This window comes from Streptomyces ficellus, from assembly GCF_030406405.1.
GTDB lineage: Bacteria > Actinomycetota > Actinomycetes > Streptomycetales > Streptomycetaceae > Streptomyces > Streptomyces ficellus_B.
On sequence record NZ_JAUEPL010000030.1, the window covers coordinates 48036 to 69160 of the forward strand.

Consider the following 21125-nt stretch of genomic DNA (forward strand, 5'->3'; position numbering starts at 1 on the left):
CGTGAAAGGTCTAGTCCACTTATGGGCGGCTTACGAGGAGAGGATCACGCTGCGGGTCAGGTTGCGCGGCCGGTCCGGGTCGAGGCCCTTCGCCTCGGCGAGCGCCACCGCCAGCCGCTGCGCCCGGATCAGGTCGGCCATCGGGTCCGTCATCGGGTCCGTCATCGGGTCCGCCGCCGGGTCCGCCGTCGCGTGCGCGTGCAGCGTGCCGCCCACCCGTGCCACCTCGCCCGCGAGGCCCTCGGGCAGCTCCCCGAACACCCACGTCACCCGGCCCGGTCCGGTGATCGCGATCGGGCCGTGGCGGTACTCCATCGCGGGGTACGCCTCCGTCCACGCACCCGCCGCCTCCCGCATCTTCAGGCCGGCCTCCAGCGCCAGCCCGTACGTCCAGCCCCGGCCCAGGAACGTCCACTGCTCGGCCGCGAGGACCGCCTCCGGCAGCGGCTCCGTCACCGCGAGCTCCGCGTCCACCGCCGCCTCGGCGACCGGCTTCACGCCCGCCACCGGTCCGAGGGCCGCCCGCAGGAACGCCAGCGCCGTCGTCGCGAACCGCGTCTGGACCACCGACTCCTCGTCCGCCCAGTCCAGCACCGCGACCGCGTCGGCCGCGTCCATGACGGGCGTCTTGGGGTCGGCCGTCAGCGCCAGCGTCGGCACCTTCCCGCGCACCGCCGCCAGCACGTCCAACACCTCCGTCGTCGTACCCGACCGGGTGATCGCCACGACGCGGTCGTACGCGCGTGAGGACGGGAACTCCGACGAGGCGAACGCGTCGGTCTCCCCCTGCCCCGCCGCCTCCCGCAGCGCGGCGTACGCGATCGCCATGAACCACGACGTCCCGCACCCCGTGACGGCGACCCGCTCGCCCGGCCGCGGCAGCCCGGCCGTGAACGACGCGGCCGCCTCGGCGGCGCGGCGCCAGCAGGTGGGCTGGGTGGCGATCTCCTCCGCTGTACGTGACATGCGAGACGGCTCCTCCATCGACGGCCGGCAAGAGTTGCCGGAGCGATACCCACGTGGTGTAGACCTCATCCGTCACTGTGGGAAAATCACCGCTCCAGGAACAACGCGAGGTGGGGAAGAGCTGTGCAGCGCCGCTACATGGGACTGACCGCGGCGGTGGCCGCACTGAGCTTGGCGGCGACGCTCGCCGGCTGCGGAGGCGTCGGTGACTCCGGCGACGTGACCCTCAAGCTGGTCGCCGCCGACTACGGCAACAACGACTCCAACACCTCGCAGAAATACTGGGACGACCTCGCCCGGTCCTTCGAGAAGTCGCACCCCGGCATCACGATCGACGTGGACGTCATGTCGTGGAAGGACGTCGACCGCGAGGTCGCCGAGATGGTCAAGAACGGCCAGGCGCCCGACCTCGCCCAGATCGGCGCGTACGCCGACTACGCCGCCGAGGACCGCCTCTACAAGGCCGACGACCTGCTCTCCATACGGACCCAGGCCAACTTCCTGCCCCTGCTCAGCCGAGCCGGCGAGGTCGACCGCGTCCAGTACGGCATGCCGTTCGCCGCCAGCACCCGGCTGCTCTTCTACAACAAGGACCTGTTCGCCAAGGCCGGCGCCACGCCCCCGAAGGACTGGAAGGGCATCCGCGAGGCCGCCGAGAAGCTCAAGGCCCAGGGCGTGACCTACCCCTTCGCGCTGCCGCTCGGCTCCGAGGAGTCCCAGGCCGAGACCATGATGTGGTTCCTCAGCGGGGGCGGCGGCTACCGCGACACCGCCGACATCTCGTACGAGATCAACTCCACCGCCAACGTCAGCACCTTCAAGTGGCTCAAGAGCGAGCTCGTGGACCCCGGCCTGACCGGCCCCGGCACGCCCGGCGAGCTGGACCGGCAGGAGGCGTTCGACGCCTTCGCCCGCGGTGACGTCGGCATGCTCAACGGCCACCCCACGCTGATGGAGACCGCCGAGAAGGCCGGCGTGGACGTCGGCAAGATCCCGCTGCCGGGCACGGACGGTGAGGCCAGGGCGACCATGGGCGTGGCCGACTGGATGATGGCGTTCAAGCAGAACGGCCACCGCGAGGAGATCGGCACGTTCCTCGACTACGTGTACGAGGACAAGAACGTGCTGGCCTTCTCCGACAAGTACGACATCCTCCCTGTGACCGTCACCGCCGGCACCGCGATGCAGGGCGACCCCAAGCACAAGGACCTGTGGCCGTTCCTGGCGGAACTGCCCACGTCGGAGCTGTACCCGGTCGGCCAGACGTCCTGGGCGAAGGTCAGCGAGAGCATCAAGAAGAACATCGGCAAGGCCGTCGAGCCGGGCGGCGACCCGGAGGCCGTGCTCGCGGGCATCGCGCAGGACGCGAAGGACGCGGAAGCCGCCGAGTAACTATGTTGCTCATATGACCGCCGCCGAACTGACCGACCGGGACCGTGCCGTCCTCGCCATGGAACGGCGCTCGTGGCCGGGCCCCGGCGCCAAGGAGCGGGCGATCCGGGAGCAGCTGGGCATGTCGCCCACCCGCTACTACCAGCTGCTCAACGCCCTCCTCGACGACCCCAGGGCGCTGGCCCACGACCCCGTGACGGTCAACCGGCTGCGGCGGCTGCGGGCTTCGCGCGAGGCGCGCCGCTGAGGTGTGCGGGGCGGGGCCCGGGGATAGGTTTCCGCACATGGGTACGCAACCGGACTCCCTCCCGCCCTCCCTGCCCCGCCCCACCACGCCGGCCGGCCGCGACGGCCTGGCCGCGCTGCTGGCCCGGCCCGGGAAGGCGGTCGTCGCCCTCGACTTCGACGGCACGCTCGCCGACATCGTCGACGACCCCGAGCAGGCCCGCGCCCACCCCGGCGCCGTCGAGGCCATCGCCGCGCTCGCCCCGCGGGTCGCGTCCGTCGCCGTGATCACCGGCCGCCCGGCCGGGGTGGCGGTGCGCAACGGCGGCTTCGCCGGGGTGCCGGGCCTGGAGCGGCTGGTGATCCTCGGCCACTACGGCGCCGAACGGTGGGACGCCCTCACGGGAACGGTCCAGGCCGCGCCCGCGCATCCGGGCGTGGCAGCGGTCCGCGCCGAACTGCCCGGGTTCCTGGACCGGGTGGGGGCGTGGCGCGGCACGTGGATCGAGGAGAAGGGGCGGGCGGTGGCCGTCCACACCCGGCGCGCGGAGGACCCGCAGGCGGCGTTCGAGGCGCTGCGCGACCCGCTCGCGGGGCTGGCGGCCCGTCACGGCCTGGTCCTCGAACCGGGGCGCCTGGTCCTGGAGCTGCGGCCCCCGGGCGTGGACAAGGGCGTGGCGCTCACGGAGTACGTCCACGAGACCGGCGCGGAGTCGGTGCTGTACGCGGGCGACGACCTCGGTGACCTGCCGGCCTTCGCGGCCGTCGAGAAGCTCCGCTCGGACGGGGTGCCGGGTGTGCTGGTGTGCAGCGGCAGCACGGAGGTCAGGGAGGTCGCCACCCGCGCGGACCTCCTCCTCCCGGGCCCGCCGGGCGTGGTCGCGTTCCTGACGGCCCTGGCGGGAGCCGTCGCCTGACCTGCTTTTGCGAAGTGCGTACAGGCGCGCTCTACTGGGATACGAGCCTGTATGTCTCGCTATAAGGGGATATCGGTATGTCTGTTACAGACCCCATCATCCGCGACCTCAAGGAAACGCTGGGCAGCGAGGTCGAAGCGGCCTTGAACCCGGTCGAAGTCGAGGGCTTCTACCGCGACAACCACGAGTGCGGGGCTCTGGCGCTGAAGGCCGGGGCGGGAAAGCTCCTGCTGTCGCCCCCGACGCCGCGGCCGAAGAAGAGCTGACCACCGGCCTCTGCGCGGCGCCCCGGCCCCTGTGGCCAGGGCGCCGCTTCCGCGTAAGGAGCCGATACGCCGGGTACACGCCTTGCGACGGGGCGCGGGGGCGCCGCGGGGGAGGGCGGGGACGTGGAACGGCTCACGATCCATGGCGTGACCTATCTCGGCCGCGGAACCGGACCGACCACCCGGCCGGTGCACAGGCTGACACTGAGGCTGGACGGCTCCGGCATCTCCGCCGGCCGCTTCCTGCGCGGCGTGGTGTCCATACCCTGGCCGGAGTTGGACTGGCTCTACGCGCTGACCCCCGGCGACGTCGAACGGAAGGGACGCGGCTGGCGATTCGAGTTCTCCATGTTCCCCAACCGCGACTACGCGCTCACGGCCGGCGGCAGCGTCCTGGGCCTCGGCTCGGGCGACCACACCACCTGGCTCCTGGCCGAGCACACGCCCGTCCCCGAGTTGCGGCAGCAGCTCGCCTCCTGGACGCTGAGCACCCGCCGGGTACGCCGCCACGCCGCACCCGAAAACGCCCTGGAACTCGCCGAACACGCCCTCGGCATATGGAAGGCCGGCCAACTCGCCACCAAGCCGGTGACAGACCGGGCCACCCTCTTCCAGCGCCTGTCGACCGCCGAACAGCACCGCCTGCGAGGCGACCTGAGCGGCGCCCTCACCCTGCTCGGCCCCCTGGCCGTCCAAAGCTCCCGCGCCTTCGGCCCGGTGGACGAGGACACCATCGCCGTACGCAACAACCTGGCGTACACCCTGGCAGCCACCGGACACCGCGGCGCGGCGATCGAGCTGTACTGGGAGATCCTCGACGACCTGGCGGCCGCCGGAATCCTCACCAGCCCGGCCGAGATGTTCGCCCGCCAGAACCTCGCCCGCCTGCACGACCCCAACTGGCAACCCTGATCGACCGCACAGCGGTGCCGTGCGGCGCCGTGCGGTGAGCGGGGGGTCAGCGCGTGGCCGTCAGACGGTGCGCAGGGCGGTGAGTTGGTCGAGGAACCAGCGGGCCGGGGGGAGGGCCGTGGCGGCGACGGAGAGGCGCTTGGTGCGTTCCGCGCGTTCGGTGGGGGGCATCGAGAGGGCCTCGTGGAGCGCCGAGGCCGTGCCCGTCACGTCGTAGGGGTTGACCACCAGGGCCTCGTCGCGCAGTTCCTCGTACGCGCCCGCCTCACGGGAGAGGACCAGGGCGCAGCCCGCGTCGGAGACGACCGGGACCTCCTTGGCGACCAGGTTCATGCCGTCGCGGATCGGGTTGACCAGCGCGACGTCCGCCAGGCGGTACGCGGCCAGGGAGCGGGCGAAGTCGTCCTCGACGTGGAGGATGACCGGGGTCCAGCCGTCGCGGCCGTACTCCGCGTTGATCTCGTCCGCGAGCTGCGAGACCCGCGCGGTGTACTCGCGGTACACCGAGAGGTCCTGGCGGGAGGGGTACGCGAAGGCCAGGTGGACCACCCGTTCGCGCCACTCGGGGTGCTGCTCCAGGAGCGTCCGGTACGCCATGAGGCCGCGCACGATGTTCTTGGACAGTTCGGTGCGGTCGACGCGGACGATCACGCGACGGTCCTCCCCGCCGATCTGCTCCCGCAGCATCGCCATCCGGTCGTCCACGTCCGCCCGCCGCGACCGCTCGCGCAGGAAGTCGCCGTCCGCGCCCAGCCCGTGCACGCCCAGGAACGTGCGCCGCGTGTGCCCGCCGGGCGCCGCGACCTGGACGCTCGGCGGCTGGTCCTTCGGCCAGTGCACCTGGACGTCCCGGTCCCTCAGCGACGTACCGCAGCAGGACTGGAACGCCTTCAGCCACCGCCAGGTCAAGAACCCCAGCCGGTCCGCGCCCAGCATGCCGAGCAACAGCTCCTCGGCGATGTCGTCCGGCAGCATGGAGAAGTACTCCGGCGGCGCCCACGGGGTGTGCGAGAAGTGCCCGATGCGCAGGTCGGGGCGGAGCTCGCGCAGCATGCCGGGCACGAGGGCCAGGTGGTAGTCCTGGACCAGCACGGCGGCGCCGTCGGCGGCCTCCTGGGCGAGGGCTTCGGCGAAGGCCCGGTTGTAGAGCCGGTAGGCCACCCACTGGCGGCGGAACTCCGCGTCGAACGCCGGCTCCAGCGGCGTCTGGTACAGCATGTGGTGCACGAACCACAGCACCGAGTTCGCGATCCCGTTGTACGCGTCCGCGTGCACCGCCGCGTCGATGTCCAGCATCTGCACGCCCGGCTCGGTCACGAGCCCCTGCCGCACCGCCTGCCGGTCACCGTCCGTCAGCGCCGCGCACACCCACAGCGCCCCCGCTTCCGGTCCGATCGCGGAGAGCCCCGACACCAGCCCGCCCCCGCCGCGCCGGGCGTCGAGCGTGCCGTCCGCGCGAGGCACGTAGCTGACGGGACCGCGGTTCGAGGCGACGAGAATCTGGGCTGCCATGGAGACGAACCTAGCCCGTTGCGGAAACGCTCAAACGTACGGCCCTCACGCCACCCGGCGGCGCCGCGCGTACTCGGCCACCTCCACCATCGGCGGCCGCTCCTCGGTGTCCACCTCGTGCGTACGCGGTACGAAGCCGCCGTCGCCCCGGTCGAACTGGGTCAGCCGGGGCCGCACCAGGTGCCCCCGCGACAGCCGCAGCTGAGCCGTCCGGTAGATCGCCGCCGCCATCCGCCCCAGCGCCCGCTCGTCCTGGTGCCGGTGCTTGCGCACCCCCACGTCCACCTGCGCGAGCGCGTCGAGGCCCACCGTGTGCAGGGCGTCCACCAGCAGGCCCAGCTCCACCCCGTACCCCACGGGGAAGGGCAGCCGCTCCAGCAGGCAGCGGCGGGCCGCGTACTCGCCGCCCAGCGGCTGGACGAACCCGGCGAGCCGCGGCCAGTGCAGGTTCAGCAGCGGCCGCGCCACCAGCTCGGTCACCCGCCCGCCCTGGCCGGCCACGGTCCCCAGCGGGCGGTCGTACATCGCCTTGACGAACTGCACGGACGGGTCGGTGAGCAGCGGGCCCACGATCCCGGTGACGAAATCGGCCGAGAAGTCACGCAGGTCCGCGTCCACGAAGCACACGATGTCGCCGCTCGTCGCCAGGAGCGACCGCCACAGCACCTCACCCTTGCCGGGCACGGCCGGTATCCGCGGCAGTATCGCGTCCCGGTGCACCACACGCGCCCCGGCGGCCGCCGCGACCTGCGCCGTACGGTCCGTGGAACCGGAGTCGATCACCACCAGCTCGTCCACCAGCGGGACCGCCTCCGACATCAGCTCGCGGCGGATCACCGCGACGATCTCCCCGACCGTCGCCTCCTCGTTCAGCGCCGGCAGGACGACACTGACGGTCGTACCGTGCTTCGCCGCGAGCAGCTGGTCGAGCGTGCGGTCGGCCACGGACCAGGACCGCCGGTCCAGCCAGCGCTCCACCTCATCCAGCAACGTGATCTCCATCTCGCGTATCGGACGGCCATCTCAAGCGTCCAGGGGTTCCGTTACAGTCTTGAACAACGCCGATGACCGATGCATGTCGGGGTCAGGCGTTCACAATCGAATACCGCTCATCCAGAGGGGCAGAGGGACACGGCCCGTTGAAGCCCCGGCAACCCTCCAGCCGGCACTCGCATGATCTTCGCGCGAGGCCCCGGCTAGGGAAGGTGCCAAATCCGTCTCATGGCGAAGTGCGCCATGAGGAAGATGAGGAGAAAGGGCCTCGCCTCCATGGCTGTACAGACTGTCGCCACCTCGGACACCGCCAAGAACGTCGACCTCGGGCCCGCCTCCGCCCTCTCCTGTCGCGAATGCGGCGAGCGTTTCCCGCTCGGCCCGATCTTCGCCTGTGAGCTGTGTTTCGGCCCCCTTGAGATCGCCTACGACCTGCCCGAGGGCGACCCCGAGGCCCTGCGCAAGCGGATCGAGGCCGGTCCCGCGAACATCTGGCGCTACGCCCCGCTGCTGCCCGTCCCGGCGGACGTGGCCGGCAAGCCCAACCTGAACCCCGGTTGGACCAAGCTCGTCCAGGCCGACAACCTCGGCCGCGAGCTGGGCGTCGAACCCGGCAAGCTGTTCGTCAAGGACGACTCCGGCAACCCCACGCACTCCTTCAAGGACCGCGTCGTCGCCCAGGCCCTGGAGGCCGCCCGCGCCTTCGGCTTCACCACCCTGTCCTGCTCCTCGACGGGGAACCTGGCAGGTGCCGTGGGCGCCGCCGCCGCGCGGGCCGGCTTCCGCTCGTGCGTGTTCATCCCGCACGACCTGGAGCAGGGCAAGGTCGTCATGGCCGCGGTGTACGGGGGCGACCTCGTCGGCATCGAGGGCAACTACGACGACGTCAACCGCTTCTGCTCCGAGCTCATCGGCGACCCGCTGGGTGAGGGCTGGGGCTTCGTCAACGTCAACCTCCGCCCGTACTACGCGGAGGGCTCCAAGACCCTCGCGTACGAGATCTGCGAGCAGCTGGGGTGGCAGCTGCCCGACCAGCTGGTCATCCCCATCGCGTCGGGTTCGCAGCTGACGAAGATCGACAAGGGCCTTCAGGAGCTGATCAAGCTCGGGCTGGTCGAGGACAAGCCGTACAAGATCTTCGGCGCCCAGGCGGAGGGCTGCTCCCCGGTGTCCACGGCCTTCAAGGCCGGTCACGACGTCGTACGGCCCCAGAAGCCGAACACCATCGCCAAGTCGCTCGCCATCGGCAACCCGGCCGACGGCCCGTACGTCCTGGACATCGCCCGCCGCACGGGCGGCGCGGTGGAGGACGTCAACGACGAGCAGGTCGTCGACGCCATCAAGCTGCTGGCCCGCACCGAGGGCATCTTCGCCGAGACAGCGGGCGGGGTGACCGTGGGCGTGACGAAGAAGCTCATCGAGGCGGGCGTACTGGACCCGGCCCTGACGACCGTCGTGCTCAACACGGGCGACGGCCTGAAGACCCTCGACGCCGTCGCGCCGACCACCGGCCCGACCGCGACGATCCGCCCGAGCCTGGACGCGTTCCGCGACGCGGGCCTGGCCCGCTGAGACGCCGAAACATCTTCGAAAGGCAGAACCACCCATGAGCGTCAACGTCCGCATCCCCACCATCCTCCGCACGTACACGGACGGCCGGGCCGAGGTCACGGCGGAGGGCGCGACCCTCGCCGAGGTCATCGAGTCGCTGGAGAAGAACCACCCGGGCATCGCCGCCCGCGTCCTGGACGACCAGGGCAAGCTGCGCCGGTTCGTCAACGTGTACGTCAACGACGACGACGTGCGCTTCGAGGACGGCCTCCGAACGGCCACGCCGGACGGCGCCGGCGTGTCGATCATTCCGGCCGTCGCCGGCGGCTGACCCCTTTCGAAGAAACGGAATTGCCCCCTCCGCGCGAGAAGCGGAGGGGGCAATTCTGCATGGTTGAGCGCGGTAGAGTTGGGGAAGCCCCCGCCGCTGACCGTGCCACCCGCATATGAGAATGCGTCCGGTCGCAGCAAGATGCAGACAATATGTGCCCGCACAATGCGCCGTATGTGCGCTTTGCCGGGCCCGACTTGCCCGGGGTTCAGCGCAATTCGGGGAACTTTTCCCTTCACGCGTGCTCGGATTTCTCGTCCGATTGACCTGTTGCAGACGGCAGTTGGGCAGATACATTCAGCGGCGGTCGACGCGTTCCGGCGCACGTCCCCACCCATCAGGGGGCGAGGTCTGACCCGGGTCCGCGAAGTGCGGTCCTGCGCAAGGGCCAGTAATAGGGGAGTTAGGCATGGCTCAGGGCACCGTCAAGTGGTTCAACGCGGAGAAGGGGTACGGCTTCATCGCGGTCGACGGTGGTGCGGATGTTTTCGTCCACTACAGCGCGATCCAGATGGACGGGTACCGCACCCTTGAAGAAGGTCAGCGAGTCGAGTTCGAGATCTCGCAGGGCCAGAAGGGTCCGCAGGCGGACATGGTGAAGCTCGCCGTCGGCTGACCGCCGCGTCGCGATCGATCGACCATCGACTTCACGAGCGCCGAGGGGTCCGTATCCAGCTGGATACGGACCCCTCGCGTATGCCCGGACCCGGCCCGCGGCCACCGGGAAACGGCCCGGAGCCAGCTCGGAGGCGGCCCGGAGGCGGGCCGGAAACGGGCCGGACGCGGGCGTCCTCTCTGCGAGAGGCGCTTGCACTCGCATGGGTCGAGTGCTAATCATTGGCGTTAGCACTCTAAGCGTGAGAGTGACAACGAAGGACCGGGTCGGTGAGGTCCGCAGGCCAGGTGGGGCAAGGAACCACCAGGCAGGCAGGCCGTCCGTCGCGGGCGCCAGCGCGGTCCGGCTTTTCCACCCCTGTCCGGGAGGACCACTTCACATGGCCAAGATCATCGCGTTCGACGAGGAGGCACGGCGCGGCCTCGAGCGCGGCATGAACCAGCTCGCCGACGCCGTCAAGGTGACCCTGGGCCCCAAGGGTCGCAACGTCGTCCTCGAGAAGAAGTGGGGCGCCCCCACGATCACCAACGATGGTGTTTCCATCGCCAAGGAGATCGAGCTCGAGGACCCGTACGAGAAGATCGGCGCCGAGCTGGTCAAGGAAGTCGCCAAGAAGACGGACGACGTCGCCGGTGACGGTACGACCACGGCGACCGTCCTCGCCCAGGCGCTCGTCCGCGAGGGTCTGCGCAACGTCGCCGCCGGCGCCAACCCGATGGCGCTCAAGCGCGGCATCGAGAAGGCCGTCGAGGCCGTCTCCGGTGCGCTGCTGGAGCAGGCGAAGGATGTCGAGACCAAGGAGCAGATCGCCTCCACGGCCTCCATCTCCGCCGCCGACACCCAGATCGGCGAGCTCATCGCCGAGGCCATGGACAAGGTCGGCAAGGAAGGCGTCATCACCGTCGAGGAGTCCCAGACCTTCGGTCTGGAGCTGGAGCTCACCGAGGGTATGCGCTTCGACAAGGGCTACATCTCGGCGTACTTCGCCACCGACATGGAGCGTATGGAGGCGTCGCTCGACGACCCGTACATCCTGATCGTCAACTCCAAGGTCAGCAACGTGAAGGACCTCCTTCCGCTGCTGGAGAAGGTCATGCAGTCGGGCAAGCCGCTGCTGATCATCGCCGAGGACGTCGAGGGCGAGGCCCTGTCGACCCTGGTCGTCAACAAGATCCGCGGCACGTTCAAGTCCGTCGCCGTCAAGGCCCCGGGCTTCGGCGACCGCCGCAAGGCCATGCTGAACGACATCGCCATCCTCACCGGTGGCCAGGTCATCTCCGAGGAGGTCGGCCTCAAGCTGGAGAACGCCGGCCTGGACCTCCTGGGCCGCGCCCGCAAGGTCGTCATCACCAAGGACGAGACCACGATCGTCGACGGTGCCGGTGACAGCGAGCAGGTTCAGGGCCGCGTCAACCAGATCCGCGCCGAGATCGAGCAGTCCGACTCGGACTACGACCGCGAGAAGCTCCAGGAGCGCCTGGCGAAGCTCGCGGGCGGCGTGGCCGTCATCAAGGCCGGTGCCGCCACCGAGGTGGAGCTCAAGGAGCGCAAGCACCGCATCGAGGACGCGGTGCGCAACGCCAAGGCCGCCGTCGAGGAGGGCATCGTCGCCGGTGGTGGCGTGGCCCTGCTCCAGGCCTCCTCGGTCTTCGAGAAGCTGGACCTGGAGGGCGACGAGGCCACGGGTGCCAACGCCGTCAAGCTGGCGCTGGAGGCCCCGCTCAAGCAGATCGCCGTCAACGGTGGTCTCGAGGGCGGCGTCATCGTCGAGAAGGTGCGCAACCTGCCCGTCGGCCACGGCCTGAACGCCGCGACCGGTGAGTACGTCGACATGATGGCCGAGGGCATCATCGACCCCGCCAAGGTGACCCGCTCTGCCCTGCAGAACGCGGCCTCCATCGCGGCGCTGTTCCTCACCACCGAGGCCGTCATCGCCGACAAGCCGGAGAAGGCCTCGGCCGGTGCCCCGGGCGGCATGCCGGGCGGTGACATGGACTTCTGATCCCTTCGAGGATCGGTAAGTTCCGTTACGGAACCGAGGGCGGTACCCCTTCTGCGAGGGGGTGCCGCCCTCGGGCGTTTCCTGGGCCCCGTGCTCAGTGGGCGTAGTCCTTGAGCTTCTCGGTGTCGAGGGTGATGTTGACGGGGTCGGGGAGCGTGACGGTGTCGCCGTACTTGTAGAGGACGTTCTTCTGATACGTCCCGTGCTCCGGCTCGCTGTGGACGGTGAGCGTGTCGGAGCTGCCGTCGATGAGGAGAAAGACGGGGATGCCCGCCTGGGCGTATCCGATGCCCTTCTCCTTGCGGTCCCGGCGGTCGGTGTCGGAGTCGAAGGACGTGACTTCCACCGTCATGAGGACACCCGCCGGGTCCGCCCAGTCGCCGTGCCCGGCGAAGTAACCCACGGGCGTGAGCGCGCCATCGGGTTTCGCCCGCCCGTTCCGGTAACCCTCGACCAGCAGGCCCTGCTCGGGATGGAGGTCGAGATCGGGGCGCTGCTGCATGCACTGCCGGATCAGCCACATGATGATCGATCCGTGGTCGCCGTCGGGCACGGGCTTGACCTTCAGCCTTCCGTTGATGAGTTCCAGCGTGACGGTCTCCGGGGCGCTGCGGGCGAGTTCCTCGAAATCCTCGACGTCCATCGGGCCGTGCTTGACGCACAGCCTCCCGCCGAGAAATTCCAGCCGGTTCCTCACCGTCTTCGGGGCCCGGCGGACAAGCTCCTCGAAGTCCTCGACGGGCATCTGCGGGCGCTCTTCGGTGCCAGGGGTCATCGTGTCGCCTCCTCCCCAACATCGTGCCCCGCTTCTGGTGCGAGTGGTCATGTGTGGCTCCTTTCGGGCCGGCGGGTGGCTGCCGCTCTGGCCTCGGCGGCGCGGGCGCGGACCTCGTCGGGAGCGAGGGTGGATCGGGGTACGGGGACGGGCTCGCCGCGGCAGGGGGCGCATTCGCCGGACAGGAGGGCTTCCGGGCGGGCCGGGTCGCCGCATGTGGCGCACTCCAGGACGCGCAGGGGCGGGCGGTAGGGCTCGGTGCGCTCGGGTGGGATCTTGGTGGTGAGGCGGGTACGGGCCAGCGCGACCGGGCGGTGCACCTGCTGCGGGAGGCCGGCGGTCAGGGCGTGCATGATGTGCCGTTCGTCGGCGCCCCGCTCGAACCACTCGCTGACCAGCGGCTCCAGCGCCGTGCAGTCCTGGGCGGACAGTGACATCATCGGCTCCTCGCGCCCCAGCGCGGCCAGCAGGATGAACGCCCGTGATCGGGTCTGTCGCCGGGGCTTGTCCTCCGGGACGTCCCCGCGCTGGAACGCCGCCCACCACTCGTCGTCCCGCGCGGTACGCGACCACCACGTCCGCGTCACCCAGTGCTGGCTGCCCGAGCCCGCGGTGTGCTCCAGCCCCCGGCGCAGATGACCCGCGCGGACCAGGTTGTTCAGCGCGGTGCGGATGGCGCACTGGCCGTACGCGGGGATGAACTTGGCGAGCGTCTTGTACGAGATGTCGGCGCCCTCATCCAGCCGGTCGATGTAGCCCGCGATGCTCGCCTCACGCGGCGGCAGGTGGTCGAAGTCATGCGCGGTCGCGGGCTTCTGACCAGGCGCGGAACGCTTGCCGTAACCGGGGTTGGCGAGGGGGTGCTCGGCAGCACTAAGCTCGGCGTCAGCCATGGGATCGGTGTTTCCTTACGTGTGTCGATCTCGGTGGTCAGGCCCTCGCATGGTGTTGCCGCACCGGCGGGGGCCGTTCGTTATTCGGGCACGCTAGAGGCTCATCACCCTACGTGGCAAATGCACTTCGCATAGTCAGATTGGCGACAACTCGCCGGGTGGGTGGGCGGGTTATCAATCAGACCCTCAGTACCAATCCTTGTTAAGAGGGCTCGATGCTCGGGGATTGAGCCCCGGGGCCTGAGGCGTGATCCCCGGGGCCGGTACGCAACTGCTACTGCTTGAGGTCCGCTACGAACGCGGACCACGCGGCGGCCCGGAACACGAGCTTCGGGCCGCCGGGGTTCTTGGAGTCACGGACGGGGACGATGTCGGGGTGGCCATCGGCGACTTCGAGGCAGTTGCCGCCGTCGCCGCCGCTGTGCGTGGACTTGCGCCAGGTGGCCACTTCCACGCAGTTGCCGCCTTCGCCGCCGCTGTAGCTGGACTTGCGCCACTCAAGGATGTCGATCTTCATGGGCGTAATCCTCCGCCACTGATTCGATCAGGGCCAGGGATTCTTGGGGTGACGCTGCGCTGGCCCTCACCAGATCGTATGACAGTTCGTACCGTGCGACGGCTGCTGGGTTGTCTTCCAACTGACCGGTGCCCAGCACTTCCAGATAGGCGAGCGGAGGCGCGTCGTCGAAGGCCATCAACCTCAGCGCTCCGTTCGATGAGGCGTGCGCCCCCGCTTCGAACGGCAGCACCTGCACGATGATCCTGTGCCTGCGCGCCAGCTCCGCCACGTACCCCAGCGCCTCCGCCATCACCCCCGCGCCGCCGACCTTTCGCCTCAGCACGGCTTCGTCCAGAACTGCCCAAAACAGCGGCTTCGTTGGATCGTCCAGCAGGTGCGAGCGGGCGAGTCGTGCCTCGACCAGGCCGTCGATGACGTCTTCCGTGGCGGTCGGCTGGTACGCGCGGAAGACCTCACGCGCGTACGCCTCCGTCTGCAACACGCCCGGGATCAGCAGCGGTGCGTACTCCTTGATGGCCGTCGCGACCGCTTCCGCCTCCGCCGCTTCCGCGAAATGATCGGGATACTTCGACTTGTTGGCGGCCTTGCAGTTGCGCTCGAAGAAGCCGTTCGTGCCGAGTATCTCGTCCAGCTTGGCCGCGATCTCCGGCTGCATGCGGCGCGTGCCGGCCTCCAATTGGCCGATGAACGAGCCGCTCACGAAGAGCGCCTCGCCCAGCGCATCCTGGCTTAGACCGGCGTTTTCACGGGCATGACGCAGTTCGGCGCCAAGAAGTGCCCTGGGCGAAGATGACGGATCTAGATCCTTTGGACCGGGCATGTGTCAACTCCCGTTAGCACAGATGGGGTTGTTGGGCCGCCATTGCTTTCAGGCTAGCCTCTAATCGACCACTCTGTGTGCAGAACCCGAACACACAGCGTGGAGGTGCCTGGTCATGGGGTTGCGATCGGCGGAGCGGCTGCGAGCGGCCGAGGACGTAGTGGCTCAGTTGCGGGACGAATTGGCCAGGGTGGGGGTCACTCTGCCGTCCCTGCGCGTGGACCCGGTGTCGGCCGCGAGCGACGCACCGTATCCGCTGATCGATCTCGGTCGCTGCAACATGGACACCGCCATGCGGCTGGTCGCCTTTCTGTGCGAGGCGCGCCGATGAGGAAGGGCGAGTACGTGATCGACACCCGTGACGGGCGGGTGGGTCAGGTCATGGGGAAGGTCGGCGGCTACGTACAGCTCCGTCCGCCGGGCGGCGGCCGGGAGTGGGACTGCCCGGACGACGCCCTGGCCCCCGCACCGCCGGGGGAGGTACTGCGCGCCCGGGTGCGGGAGCTGAACCGGCAGCATCGCCTGCCGTGAAGGGCGTCGGCCGTCAAGCTGCCCGGACTAGGGGTTCTGTGCATTCGTCGCCGGTTCGAGTGAGGCTTCCGAGACGGGCGGCCGGTCGCCTCAAGGGGCGGGTGGGGGGCTAAGGAGTTCCTTGTTGATGCCGAAGAGGTACGTGGCGGCGAACCCGGCGGCGTAGCCGACCAGCAGGCCGCCCGCGTAGACCGCGACCGTGGTGAGGCTCAGGCCGCGTTCGCCGTGGAGCAGGGGGAACAGGGCCCAGCCGGAGGGGCCGATCGCCGTGGAGCCGACCGTGTCGCCGAGCATGTGGAACAGGCCGATGAAGCCGCCGCCGAACGCCCCGCCCACGCAGGCCGTGACGAACGGGCGGCCGAGGGGGAGCGAGACGCCGTAGATGAGTGGTTCGCCGACGCCCAGGAGCCCGGCGGGGAGCGCCGAGCGGATGGTGCGCCGGATGGCGGTGTGGCGGCGGAGGCGTACGTAGACGGCGGCGGCCGCGCCGACCTGGCCCGCGCCCGCCATGGCGAGGATGGGCAGGAGGACGGTGAAGCCCTGCTGCTCGATGAGGGTGGTGTGGATCGGGATCAGCGCCTGGTGCAGGCCCAGCATCACGAGCGGCAGGAACAGCCCGCCGAGTACGAAGCCGGCCACCGCGCCGCCGCCCGCGAGCAGCCAGTCGGCGCCCTTGCCGATGGCGGCGGAGACCTCTCCGGCGACGAACATCAGGCCGTAGACGGTGACCAGGCCCGCGAGGAGGACGGTGAGGGTGGGCGTGACGAGCACGTCCAGGGCCTCGGGGATGCGGCGGCGGCACCACTTCTCGATGTGCGCGGCGAGCGCGGCGGCGGCCAGCGCGCCCAGGACGCCGCCCTGGCCGGGGGAGAGCTGCTGGCCGAAGGCCTCGACCTTGGCGACGCCCGCGTACACGATGATCGCGGCGACCGCGCCGCCCAGTACCGGCGTACCGCCGAACTCCTTCGCCGTGTTGATGCCGACGAAGACGGCGATCAGCGCCATGAAGCCCGACGCGATGGCGGTGAGGGCGGGGGTCAGGGCGGGCAGCCAGTGGAGGTTGAGCAGCAGGCCGCTCAGCCCGGCGATGATGCCGCAGCCGATCAGGGCGGGGATGAGCGGGACGAAGATGTTGGCGAGGCGGCGGAGGAACAGCTTGGCGGGGGTGGCGTTCCGGGTCTTCTGGGCGGCCTTGATGGCTTCGCCACGGGTCTGGACGAGGAGCGCTTCGAACTCGGGGGTGACGCGGGCGACGGTGCCGGGGCCGAGGACGATCTGGTACGTCTCGTCGTCCTCGACGATGCCCAGCACGGCGGGAAGGGCTCTGAGTTCGTCGTCGCGGACGAGGGCGCGGTCGCGCAGGCCGACGCGGAGGCGGGTCATGCAGTGCGCGACGGAGGTGACGTTCGCGGCGCCGCCGACCAGGGGGAGGAGGGCGGCGGCGGTGGTGCGAGGGTTGGCGCGGGGGTTGGTGCGGGGGTCGGTCATGGCGCGGATGGTGCCAGGGGGCGGGGGGAGCGGCGGCGGGTCCGCGCCGGTGGGTGGGTTGTGCCCACCCGTTCCGCCCCCTGCGGTGCGACCGCGCACGGCCCGCCCTATTGGTTGAGGGCTGCTCGGAGGTGGCCGCCGGTCTTGGTGAGGAGCTCGGCCGCCGTCTCGGGGTCGACGCCCGCGAGGAGGGTGAGGATCGCGGGCTTCACCTCGCCGTCCGTCGCCGTGAGCGCCGCCTCGATCTCGGCGTCGGGCGCGCCGGTCGCCAGGGCGACGATGCGGTGCGAGCGGGCGCGGAGCTTCTCGTTCGAGGCGCGGACGTCCACCATGAGGTTCCCGTACGTCTTGCCGAGGCGGATCATCGTGATCGTCGAGATCATGTTGAGGACCAGCTTCTGGGCGGTCCCGGCCTTCAGGCGGGTCGAGCCCGTGAGGAACTCCGGGCCGACGACGACCTCGATGCCGTGCTCGGCGGCCGCCGCGAGGGCGCTGTGCGCGTTGCAGGACAGGCCGATGGTCAACGCCCCCTTCGCACGGGCGTGCTCCACCGCGCCGACCGCGTACGGGGTGCGGCCGGAGGCGGAGATGCCGACCACCGTGTCGTCGGGGCCGACGCGGAGGGCCGTCAGGTCGGCGGCGGCCAGCTCGCGGGAGTCCTCGGCGCCCTCGACCGCCTCCAGCATCGCCGTGGGGCCGCCCGCGATGAGGGCGACGACCTGGGAGGGGTCGGTGTTGAACGTGGGCGGGCACTCGCTGGCGTCCAGCACGCCGAGCCTGCCGGCCGTGCCCGCGCCCGCGTAGACGAGGCGGCCGCAGCGTGCCATCCGCTCGGCGGCCGCGTCGATCGCGGCGGCGATCCGGGGCAGCTGGGTGGCGACGGCGCCGGGGACCGACTGGTCCTCGGCGTTCATCAGGCGGGCGATCTCGGCGGTGGGGAGCTGGTCGATGTCCGCCAGTTCGGGGCGGAAGGCTTCGGTGGTGAGGGTGGCGAGCTCGGTAGGGTTCATCTGGGCGTGCTCTTTCGCGGGGCGGTCAGCGGGTGCGGGGGGCGTGGCGGTGCGCGAGGGCCTCGTACGACGCGGCGAGCGCCGGGGCCGCCGTCTCGTACGTACGCTGCGTGACTCCCGTGAACAGGCAGTCCACGACGAGGAGTTGGCTCGTACGGGACGACATGGCGGCGGGGCGCAGCTCGCTCTCGCGGGCGGTGGAGGTGGTCAGTATGTGGTCGGCGTACTGCGAGACGGGGCCGTCCGGGCGGCCGGTGATCGCGACGGTGGTCGCGCCGTGGTCGAAGGCGACGCGGAGCGGTTCTATGACGTCGCCGGTCGAGCCCGAGTGGGTGATGGCGATGGCGACGTCACCCGAGCGGAGCTGGACGGCGTTGGTCACGGCGAGGTGCGGGTCGCTGTGCGCGTGCGCGACGAGCCCGATGCGCAGCAGCTTCTGGGCGAGGTCCTGGGCGACCAGGCCGGAGGCGCCGACGCCGTAGATGTCGGTGCGGCGGGCGCCGGCGAGCGCGGTGACGGCCGCGCCGAGCTGGATGGTGTCCAGCCCGGCGGCGGTGTCCGCGAGGGTCTGCTGCTCGTCGTACGCGAGCTTGGCGACGACGTCCGCGAGCGGGTCGTCGACCGCGATGTCGGCGGTGACGGAGGGCGCCCGGCCGGACTGCTGCTGGGCGGCGAGCCCGGCGAGGGCGAGGCGCAGGTCGCGGTAGCCGGGGTAACCGAGGAGGCGGGCGGTGCGGACGACGGTCGCCTCGCTGGTGCCGGTGAGCTCGGCGAGGCCGGTGACCGTGCGGGCGGCGCAGCCGGCGGGGTCACCGGCGACGGCTTCGGCGACGCGCAGCATGGAGCGGGTCATGGACGGCGCGAGGGTGCGCACCTTGGCGGCCAGGGCGGCGGGTGCGGGTGCGTGCGCCGCTTGGGCCGGCGCTTGTGCTGCGGCGGCTTGGGCTTGGCCTTGCGCTTCGGGTTGCGCTTGGGGTTGCGCTTGCGCTTGGGCTTGCGCGGCGTTGAAACTTTCCTTCACTGTGTCGGTCACATCTGAAACCTATTTTCAGCCCCTGGGGCCGTCAACCCCTCCGGACCTGGGGAGACAATGACTCCATGAACGCCGTGGACCCACTGGAGCAGGCCCTGCACGCCGCGCGCGCCCTGGTCCTCGCCGACCTGATGGCGCGTGATGTCGCCGACGCCGAGGTCGTCTCCCTCGTCGAGGACGCGGTGACGCACCGCCGCTGGTGGGTCGAGCAGTGGCCGGAGGGGATGGAGTACGTCGCCGGGCTCGTCGCCCAGGACGTCCAGGACGCGCTGCTGGAGCGGTACGGCCGCTGGCCGCTGTGCCCGGTGTGCACCTCCGGCGACCCGCACGCCCTGGACGTGGAACCGGAGCTGGGCCCCGAACCGCACTGGGTCTGCGGCAAGGCGGGCGTGGTGGTCGCCCCGGTCGGCGGCCTCACGTGACGATCTACATCGACCCACCCGACTGGCCGGGCCACGGCCGCATGTGGTCGCACATGATCAGCGACGTCTCCTACGACGAACTCCACGGCTTCGCCGCCGCGATCGGCGCCCCGCCGCGCGCCTTCGACGGCGACCACTACGACGTCCCCTCGGACCGGTACGCCTCCGCCGTGGCGGCGGGCGCGGTGCAGGTGGGCTCCAAGGAGCTGGTCCGCCTGCTCACGGCGGCGGGGCTGCGGCGACGGAAGCGGGGGCGGCGGGCCGGAGGCGGGGGCGGGTCCGAGACCTGAGCGGGTTCGAGACCTGAGAGGGTCCGAGACCTGAGCGGGCCCGACCCGAGCGGGGCGCGTCGGCGGCGCCGCTCACGCGCCCGTGGCCAGCAGCTTCAGCTCCGTCGTCAGGTTCTGGCGGGCCCGGTCCTCCCACGCGCGGGCGGCGTGCGGTGTGCGGAACAGGCGGGGCAGGCCGAGCAGCCGGCGCAGCACTGCCGCGCGGCCCTCGCGGAAGGCGTCGTCCGGGACGAAGCCGTACTCCTCGCGTACCGCTGCCGCGTAGGCGGCGTAGGCGTCCGGCGCGGCGGCCAGGACCGCGAGGTCCGCGTCGCACAGGACCGCGCCGTTGCGGTCGCCCTCTGCCGGGTCGTGCGTGCGCGTCAGCCGGACGAGGCGGGCGACCTCCGCCGTACGGGCCGCGTCGATGTCCAGCTCCGGCAGCGCCCGCTCGGCGAGGCGGGCGCTGCGCTCCTCGTTGGTGGAGCGCTCGGGCAGGTACACCGCGTCGTGGAACCAGGCGGCGAGGCGGACGAGGTCGGGGTCTTCCGCGTACGCCGCCAGCTCGTCCACGCGGTCGAGGACGGCGACCAGGTGGTCGGTGGTGTGGTACCGGCGCTGCGGCTCGGCCCAGCGGGCGAGCAGGTCGTCCGCGTAGCGGTACGCGTGCGGGGCGTCGTGCACGGCCGACGCCCAGCGGTGGCGGAGGTCGTCGTGGGCGGGGTGCTCGGGGAGGGGCGCCATGAGGCTCATTGTGCCGGTGGCGCCCCCTGACCGTGCGGGCGGTCGCGGCGGGTGCCGTCAGGAGTTACGCCCCGGCGTCCAGTGCCGTGCGCCAGGTGCGTACCGCCGTGGGGGACACCGGGGCCGACCAGCCGGACGGGCGGGCCGCGCCGCCGATGTGAAAGGCGTCCACACCGGCCGCGAGCAGCGTCGGGACGTGGTCCAGCCGGAGGCCGCCGCCCACCAGCAGCCGGTGCTCGTAGCCGGGCTCGCCGCGCCGCATGGCCCCGGCCTCCGCCAGCAGGGTCGGCAGGCCCTCGTCGACACCGGCCGCCGAGCCGGCCGTCAGGTAGGTGTCCAGGCCGGGCAGGTCGGCGAGCTGCTTGCGCGCCGCGTCACGGTCGGCCGCCCGGTCGATCGCGCGGTGGAACGTCCAGCGGCAGCCCTCCAGTTCGGCCACCAGCCGCTCCACGGCCACCAGGTCCACACGTCCCCGCGCGTCGAGGAAGCCGAGCACGAACTCGTCCGCGCCCTCCTCGCGCAGCTCCCGCGCGATCCCCACCAGGGCGTCGATGTCCCCCGCCTCGAACCCGTCGGCCCGGCGCAGCATCACGCGCAGCGGGAGGTCCACGGCGGCGCGAATCCGGGCGTAGGTCTCCCGGGACGGCGTGAGTCCGTCCGCCGCCATGTCGGTGACCAGCTCAAGGCGGTCCGCCCCGCCGGCCTGGGCCGCGATCCCGTCCTCCGCGTCGAGGGCGATCACCTCAAGGACTGCACGGTTGCTCATGGGGTCCCATTTCCTCAGCCGACGTTACAGGTCTAGTCCATTGCCCAGCCTAGCCGTTCGGTAGGCCCGACACCTTGCGATGCATACCCCCTGGGGGTATAAAGAAGTCGCGGCCGTTGATACCCCCTCCGGGTATTCCGGTACGATAGACAGGGCATCGGACGAGGAGTA

General features: G+C 71.0%; 25 protein-coding genes and 1 riboswitch. Of the genes, 13 read left to right on the plus strand and 12 right to left on the minus strand.

Annotated elements, in window-relative coordinates; all coding sequences use genetic code 11:
- Positions 1 to 30 precede the first annotated feature (30 nt).
- The gene (locus tag QWM81_RS19630; RefSeq protein WP_290113433.1) at positions 31 to 966 is read right to left on the minus strand and encodes an SIS domain-containing protein; all 936 of its coding nucleotides are present in this window, start codon (positions 964 to 966) and stop codon (positions 31 to 33) included.
- A gap of 123 nt (positions 967 to 1089) precedes the next feature.
- On the opposite strand from QWM81_RS19630, the gene QWM81_RS19635 reads away from it, so the two are divergent.
- The 5 genes from QWM81_RS19635 to QWM81_RS19655 all read left to right on the plus strand — a co-directional run bounded on the left by QWM81_RS19635 (position 1090) and on the right by QWM81_RS19655 (position 4678).
- Entirely contained in the window at positions 1090 to 2358 is a 1269-nt protein-coding gene (locus QWM81_RS19635; RefSeq protein ID WP_493660871.1) for an extracellular solute-binding protein, read from the plus strand.
- 13 nt (positions 2359 to 2371) lie between these two features.
- Positions 2372 to 2605: a DUF3263 domain-containing protein gene (locus QWM81_RS19640; protein ID WP_290113434.1), complete on the plus strand. Its 234-nt coding sequence runs from the start codon at positions 2372 to 2374 to the stop codon at positions 2603 to 2605.
- Between the two features lie 37 nt (positions 2606 to 2642).
- A complete protein-coding gene (otsB, locus tag QWM81_RS19645) occupies positions 2643 to 3500 on the plus strand; it encodes a trehalose-phosphatase (protein WP_290113435.1) in 858 nt (285 codons plus the stop codon).
- Between the two features lie 77 nt (positions 3501 to 3577).
- Entirely contained in the window at positions 3578 to 3766 is a 189-nt protein-coding gene (locus QWM81_RS19650; protein WP_290113436.1) for a hypothetical protein, read from the plus strand.
- A 147-nt stretch (positions 3767 to 3913) separates the two neighbouring features.
- Complete coding sequence (locus tag QWM81_RS19655) at positions 3914 to 4678, plus strand: hypothetical protein (protein WP_290113437.1); 765 nt, start codon at positions 3914 to 3916, stop codon at positions 4676 to 4678.
- 60 nt (positions 4679 to 4738) lie between these two features.
- Here the strand turns inward: QWM81_RS19655 and QWM81_RS19660 are convergent, their stop codons facing one another.
- Both QWM81_RS19660 and QWM81_RS19665 read right to left on the minus strand, forming a co-directional pair.
- The gene (locus QWM81_RS19660) at positions 4739 to 6190 is read right to left on the minus strand and encodes an alpha,alpha-trehalose-phosphate synthase (UDP-forming) (protein WP_290113438.1); all 1452 of its coding nucleotides are present in this window, start codon (positions 6188 to 6190) and stop codon (positions 4739 to 4741) included.
- A 45-nt stretch (positions 6191 to 6235) separates the two neighbouring features.
- A complete protein-coding gene (locus QWM81_RS19665; protein ID WP_290113473.1) occupies positions 6236 to 7180 on the minus strand; it encodes a glucosyl-3-phosphoglycerate synthase in 945 nt (314 codons plus the stop codon).
- A 116-nt stretch (positions 7181 to 7296) separates the two neighbouring features.
- Positions 7297 to 7442: riboswitch (SAM riboswitch) on the plus strand.
- Between QWM81_RS19665 and thrC the strand changes: the two genes are divergently transcribed.
- The 4 genes from thrC to groL all read left to right on the plus strand — a co-directional run bounded on the left by thrC (position 7436) and on the right by groL (position 11683).
- Positions 7436 to 8755 carry a threonine synthase gene (thrC, locus tag QWM81_RS19670; protein ID WP_290113439.1) on the plus strand — a complete coding sequence of 440 codons (1320 nt, stop codon included), beginning with the start codon at positions 7436 to 7438 and terminating at the stop codon, positions 8753 to 8755. Its footprint overlaps the riboswitch before it by 7 nt.
- Before the next feature lie 34 nt (positions 8756 to 8789).
- Positions 8790 to 9065, plus strand: a complete 276-nt coding sequence (locus tag QWM81_RS19675; RefSeq protein ID WP_290113440.1) for a ubiquitin-like small modifier protein 1 — start codon at positions 8790 to 8792, stop codon at positions 9063 to 9065.
- Between the two features lie 409 nt (positions 9066 to 9474).
- Entirely contained in the window at positions 9475 to 9681 is a 207-nt protein-coding gene (locus QWM81_RS19680) for a cold-shock protein (protein WP_003967346.1), read from the plus strand.
- 379 nt (positions 9682 to 10060) lie between these two features.
- Complete coding sequence (gene groL, locus QWM81_RS19685) at positions 10061 to 11683, plus strand: chaperonin GroEL (protein ID WP_290113441.1); 1623 nt, start codon at positions 10061 to 10063, stop codon at positions 11681 to 11683.
- Between the two features lie 94 nt (positions 11684 to 11777).
- Here groL and QWM81_RS19690 read toward each other — a convergent pair whose 3' ends face one another.
- From QWM81_RS19690 to QWM81_RS19705, 4 genes are all read right to left on the minus strand, one after another.
- Complete coding sequence (locus QWM81_RS19690; RefSeq protein ID WP_290113442.1) at positions 11778 to 12458, minus strand: Uma2 family endonuclease; 681 nt, start codon at positions 12456 to 12458, stop codon at positions 11778 to 11780.
- A 47-nt stretch (positions 12459 to 12505) separates the two neighbouring features.
- Positions 12506 to 13351, minus strand: coding sequence for a hypothetical protein (locus QWM81_RS19695; RefSeq protein WP_290113443.1), 846 nt, complete (start codon positions 13349 to 13351; stop codon positions 12506 to 12508).
- A gap of 274 nt (positions 13352 to 13625) precedes the next feature.
- Complete coding sequence (locus QWM81_RS19700) at positions 13626 to 13868, minus strand: DUF397 domain-containing protein (protein WP_290113444.1); 243 nt, start codon at positions 13866 to 13868, stop codon at positions 13626 to 13628.
- On the minus strand, positions 13849 to 14691 hold the full coding sequence (locus QWM81_RS19705; RefSeq protein ID WP_290113445.1) for a helix-turn-helix domain-containing protein: 843 nt from the start codon (positions 14689 to 14691) through the stop codon (positions 13849 to 13851). Before QWM81_RS19705 ends, QWM81_RS19700 begins: the two co-directional genes overlap by 20 nt.
- 115 nt (positions 14692 to 14806) lie before the next feature.
- On the opposite strand from QWM81_RS19705, the gene QWM81_RS19710 reads away from it, so the two are divergent.
- A complete protein-coding gene (locus QWM81_RS19710; protein ID WP_290113446.1) occupies positions 14807 to 15022 on the plus strand; it encodes a hypothetical protein in 216 nt (71 codons plus the stop codon).
- Complete coding sequence (locus QWM81_RS19715; RefSeq protein ID WP_290113447.1) at positions 15019 to 15222, plus strand: hypothetical protein; 204 nt, start codon at positions 15019 to 15021, stop codon at positions 15220 to 15222. Before QWM81_RS19710 ends, QWM81_RS19715 begins: the two co-directional genes overlap by 4 nt.
- A 90-nt stretch (positions 15223 to 15312) precedes the next feature.
- On the opposite strand, the gene QWM81_RS19720 is transcribed toward QWM81_RS19715, so the two are convergent.
- The 3 genes from QWM81_RS19720 to QWM81_RS19730 form a co-directional block, all read right to left on the minus strand.
- Positions 15313 to 16710, minus strand: a complete 1398-nt coding sequence (locus QWM81_RS19720; RefSeq protein ID WP_290113448.1) for a PTS transporter subunit EIIC — start codon at positions 16708 to 16710, stop codon at positions 15313 to 15315.
- A gap of 107 nt (positions 16711 to 16817) precedes the next feature.
- Positions 16818 to 17720, minus strand: coding sequence for an N-acetylmuramic acid 6-phosphate etherase (gene murQ, locus QWM81_RS19725; protein ID WP_290113449.1), 903 nt, complete (start codon positions 17718 to 17720; stop codon positions 16818 to 16820).
- A gap of 25 nt (positions 17721 to 17745) precedes the next feature.
- Complete coding sequence (locus QWM81_RS19730) at positions 17746 to 18606, minus strand: MurR/RpiR family transcriptional regulator (RefSeq protein WP_290113474.1); 861 nt, start codon at positions 18604 to 18606, stop codon at positions 17746 to 17748.
- Between the two features lie 212 nt (positions 18607 to 18818).
- Between QWM81_RS19730 and QWM81_RS19735 the strand changes: the two genes are divergently transcribed.
- Positions 18819 to 19175 (plus strand): DUF8819 family protein, encoded by a 357-nt coding sequence (locus QWM81_RS19735; protein WP_290113450.1) that lies wholly within the window; start codon positions 18819 to 18821, stop codon positions 19173 to 19175.
- Positions 19172 to 19465 carry a DUF4031 domain-containing protein gene (locus tag QWM81_RS19740; RefSeq protein ID WP_290113451.1) on the plus strand — a complete coding sequence of 98 codons (294 nt, stop codon included), beginning with the start codon at positions 19172 to 19174 and terminating at the stop codon, positions 19463 to 19465. The genes QWM81_RS19735 and QWM81_RS19740 overlap by 4 nt, the downstream gene beginning before the upstream one ends.
- Positions 19466 to 19537: 72 nt before the next feature.
- Here QWM81_RS19740 and QWM81_RS19745 read toward each other — a convergent pair whose 3' ends face one another.
- Both QWM81_RS19745 and QWM81_RS19750 read right to left on the minus strand, forming a co-directional pair.
- Positions 19538 to 20188, minus strand: a complete 651-nt coding sequence (locus QWM81_RS19745; protein WP_290113452.1) for an HD domain-containing protein — start codon at positions 20186 to 20188, stop codon at positions 19538 to 19540.
- 64 nt (positions 20189 to 20252) lie between these two features.
- Positions 20253 to 20954 carry a copper homeostasis protein CutC gene (locus QWM81_RS19750; RefSeq protein ID WP_290113453.1) on the minus strand — a complete coding sequence of 234 codons (702 nt, stop codon included), beginning with the start codon at positions 20952 to 20954 and terminating at the stop codon, positions 20253 to 20255.
- Between the last annotated feature and the right edge of the window lie 171 nt (positions 20955 to 21125).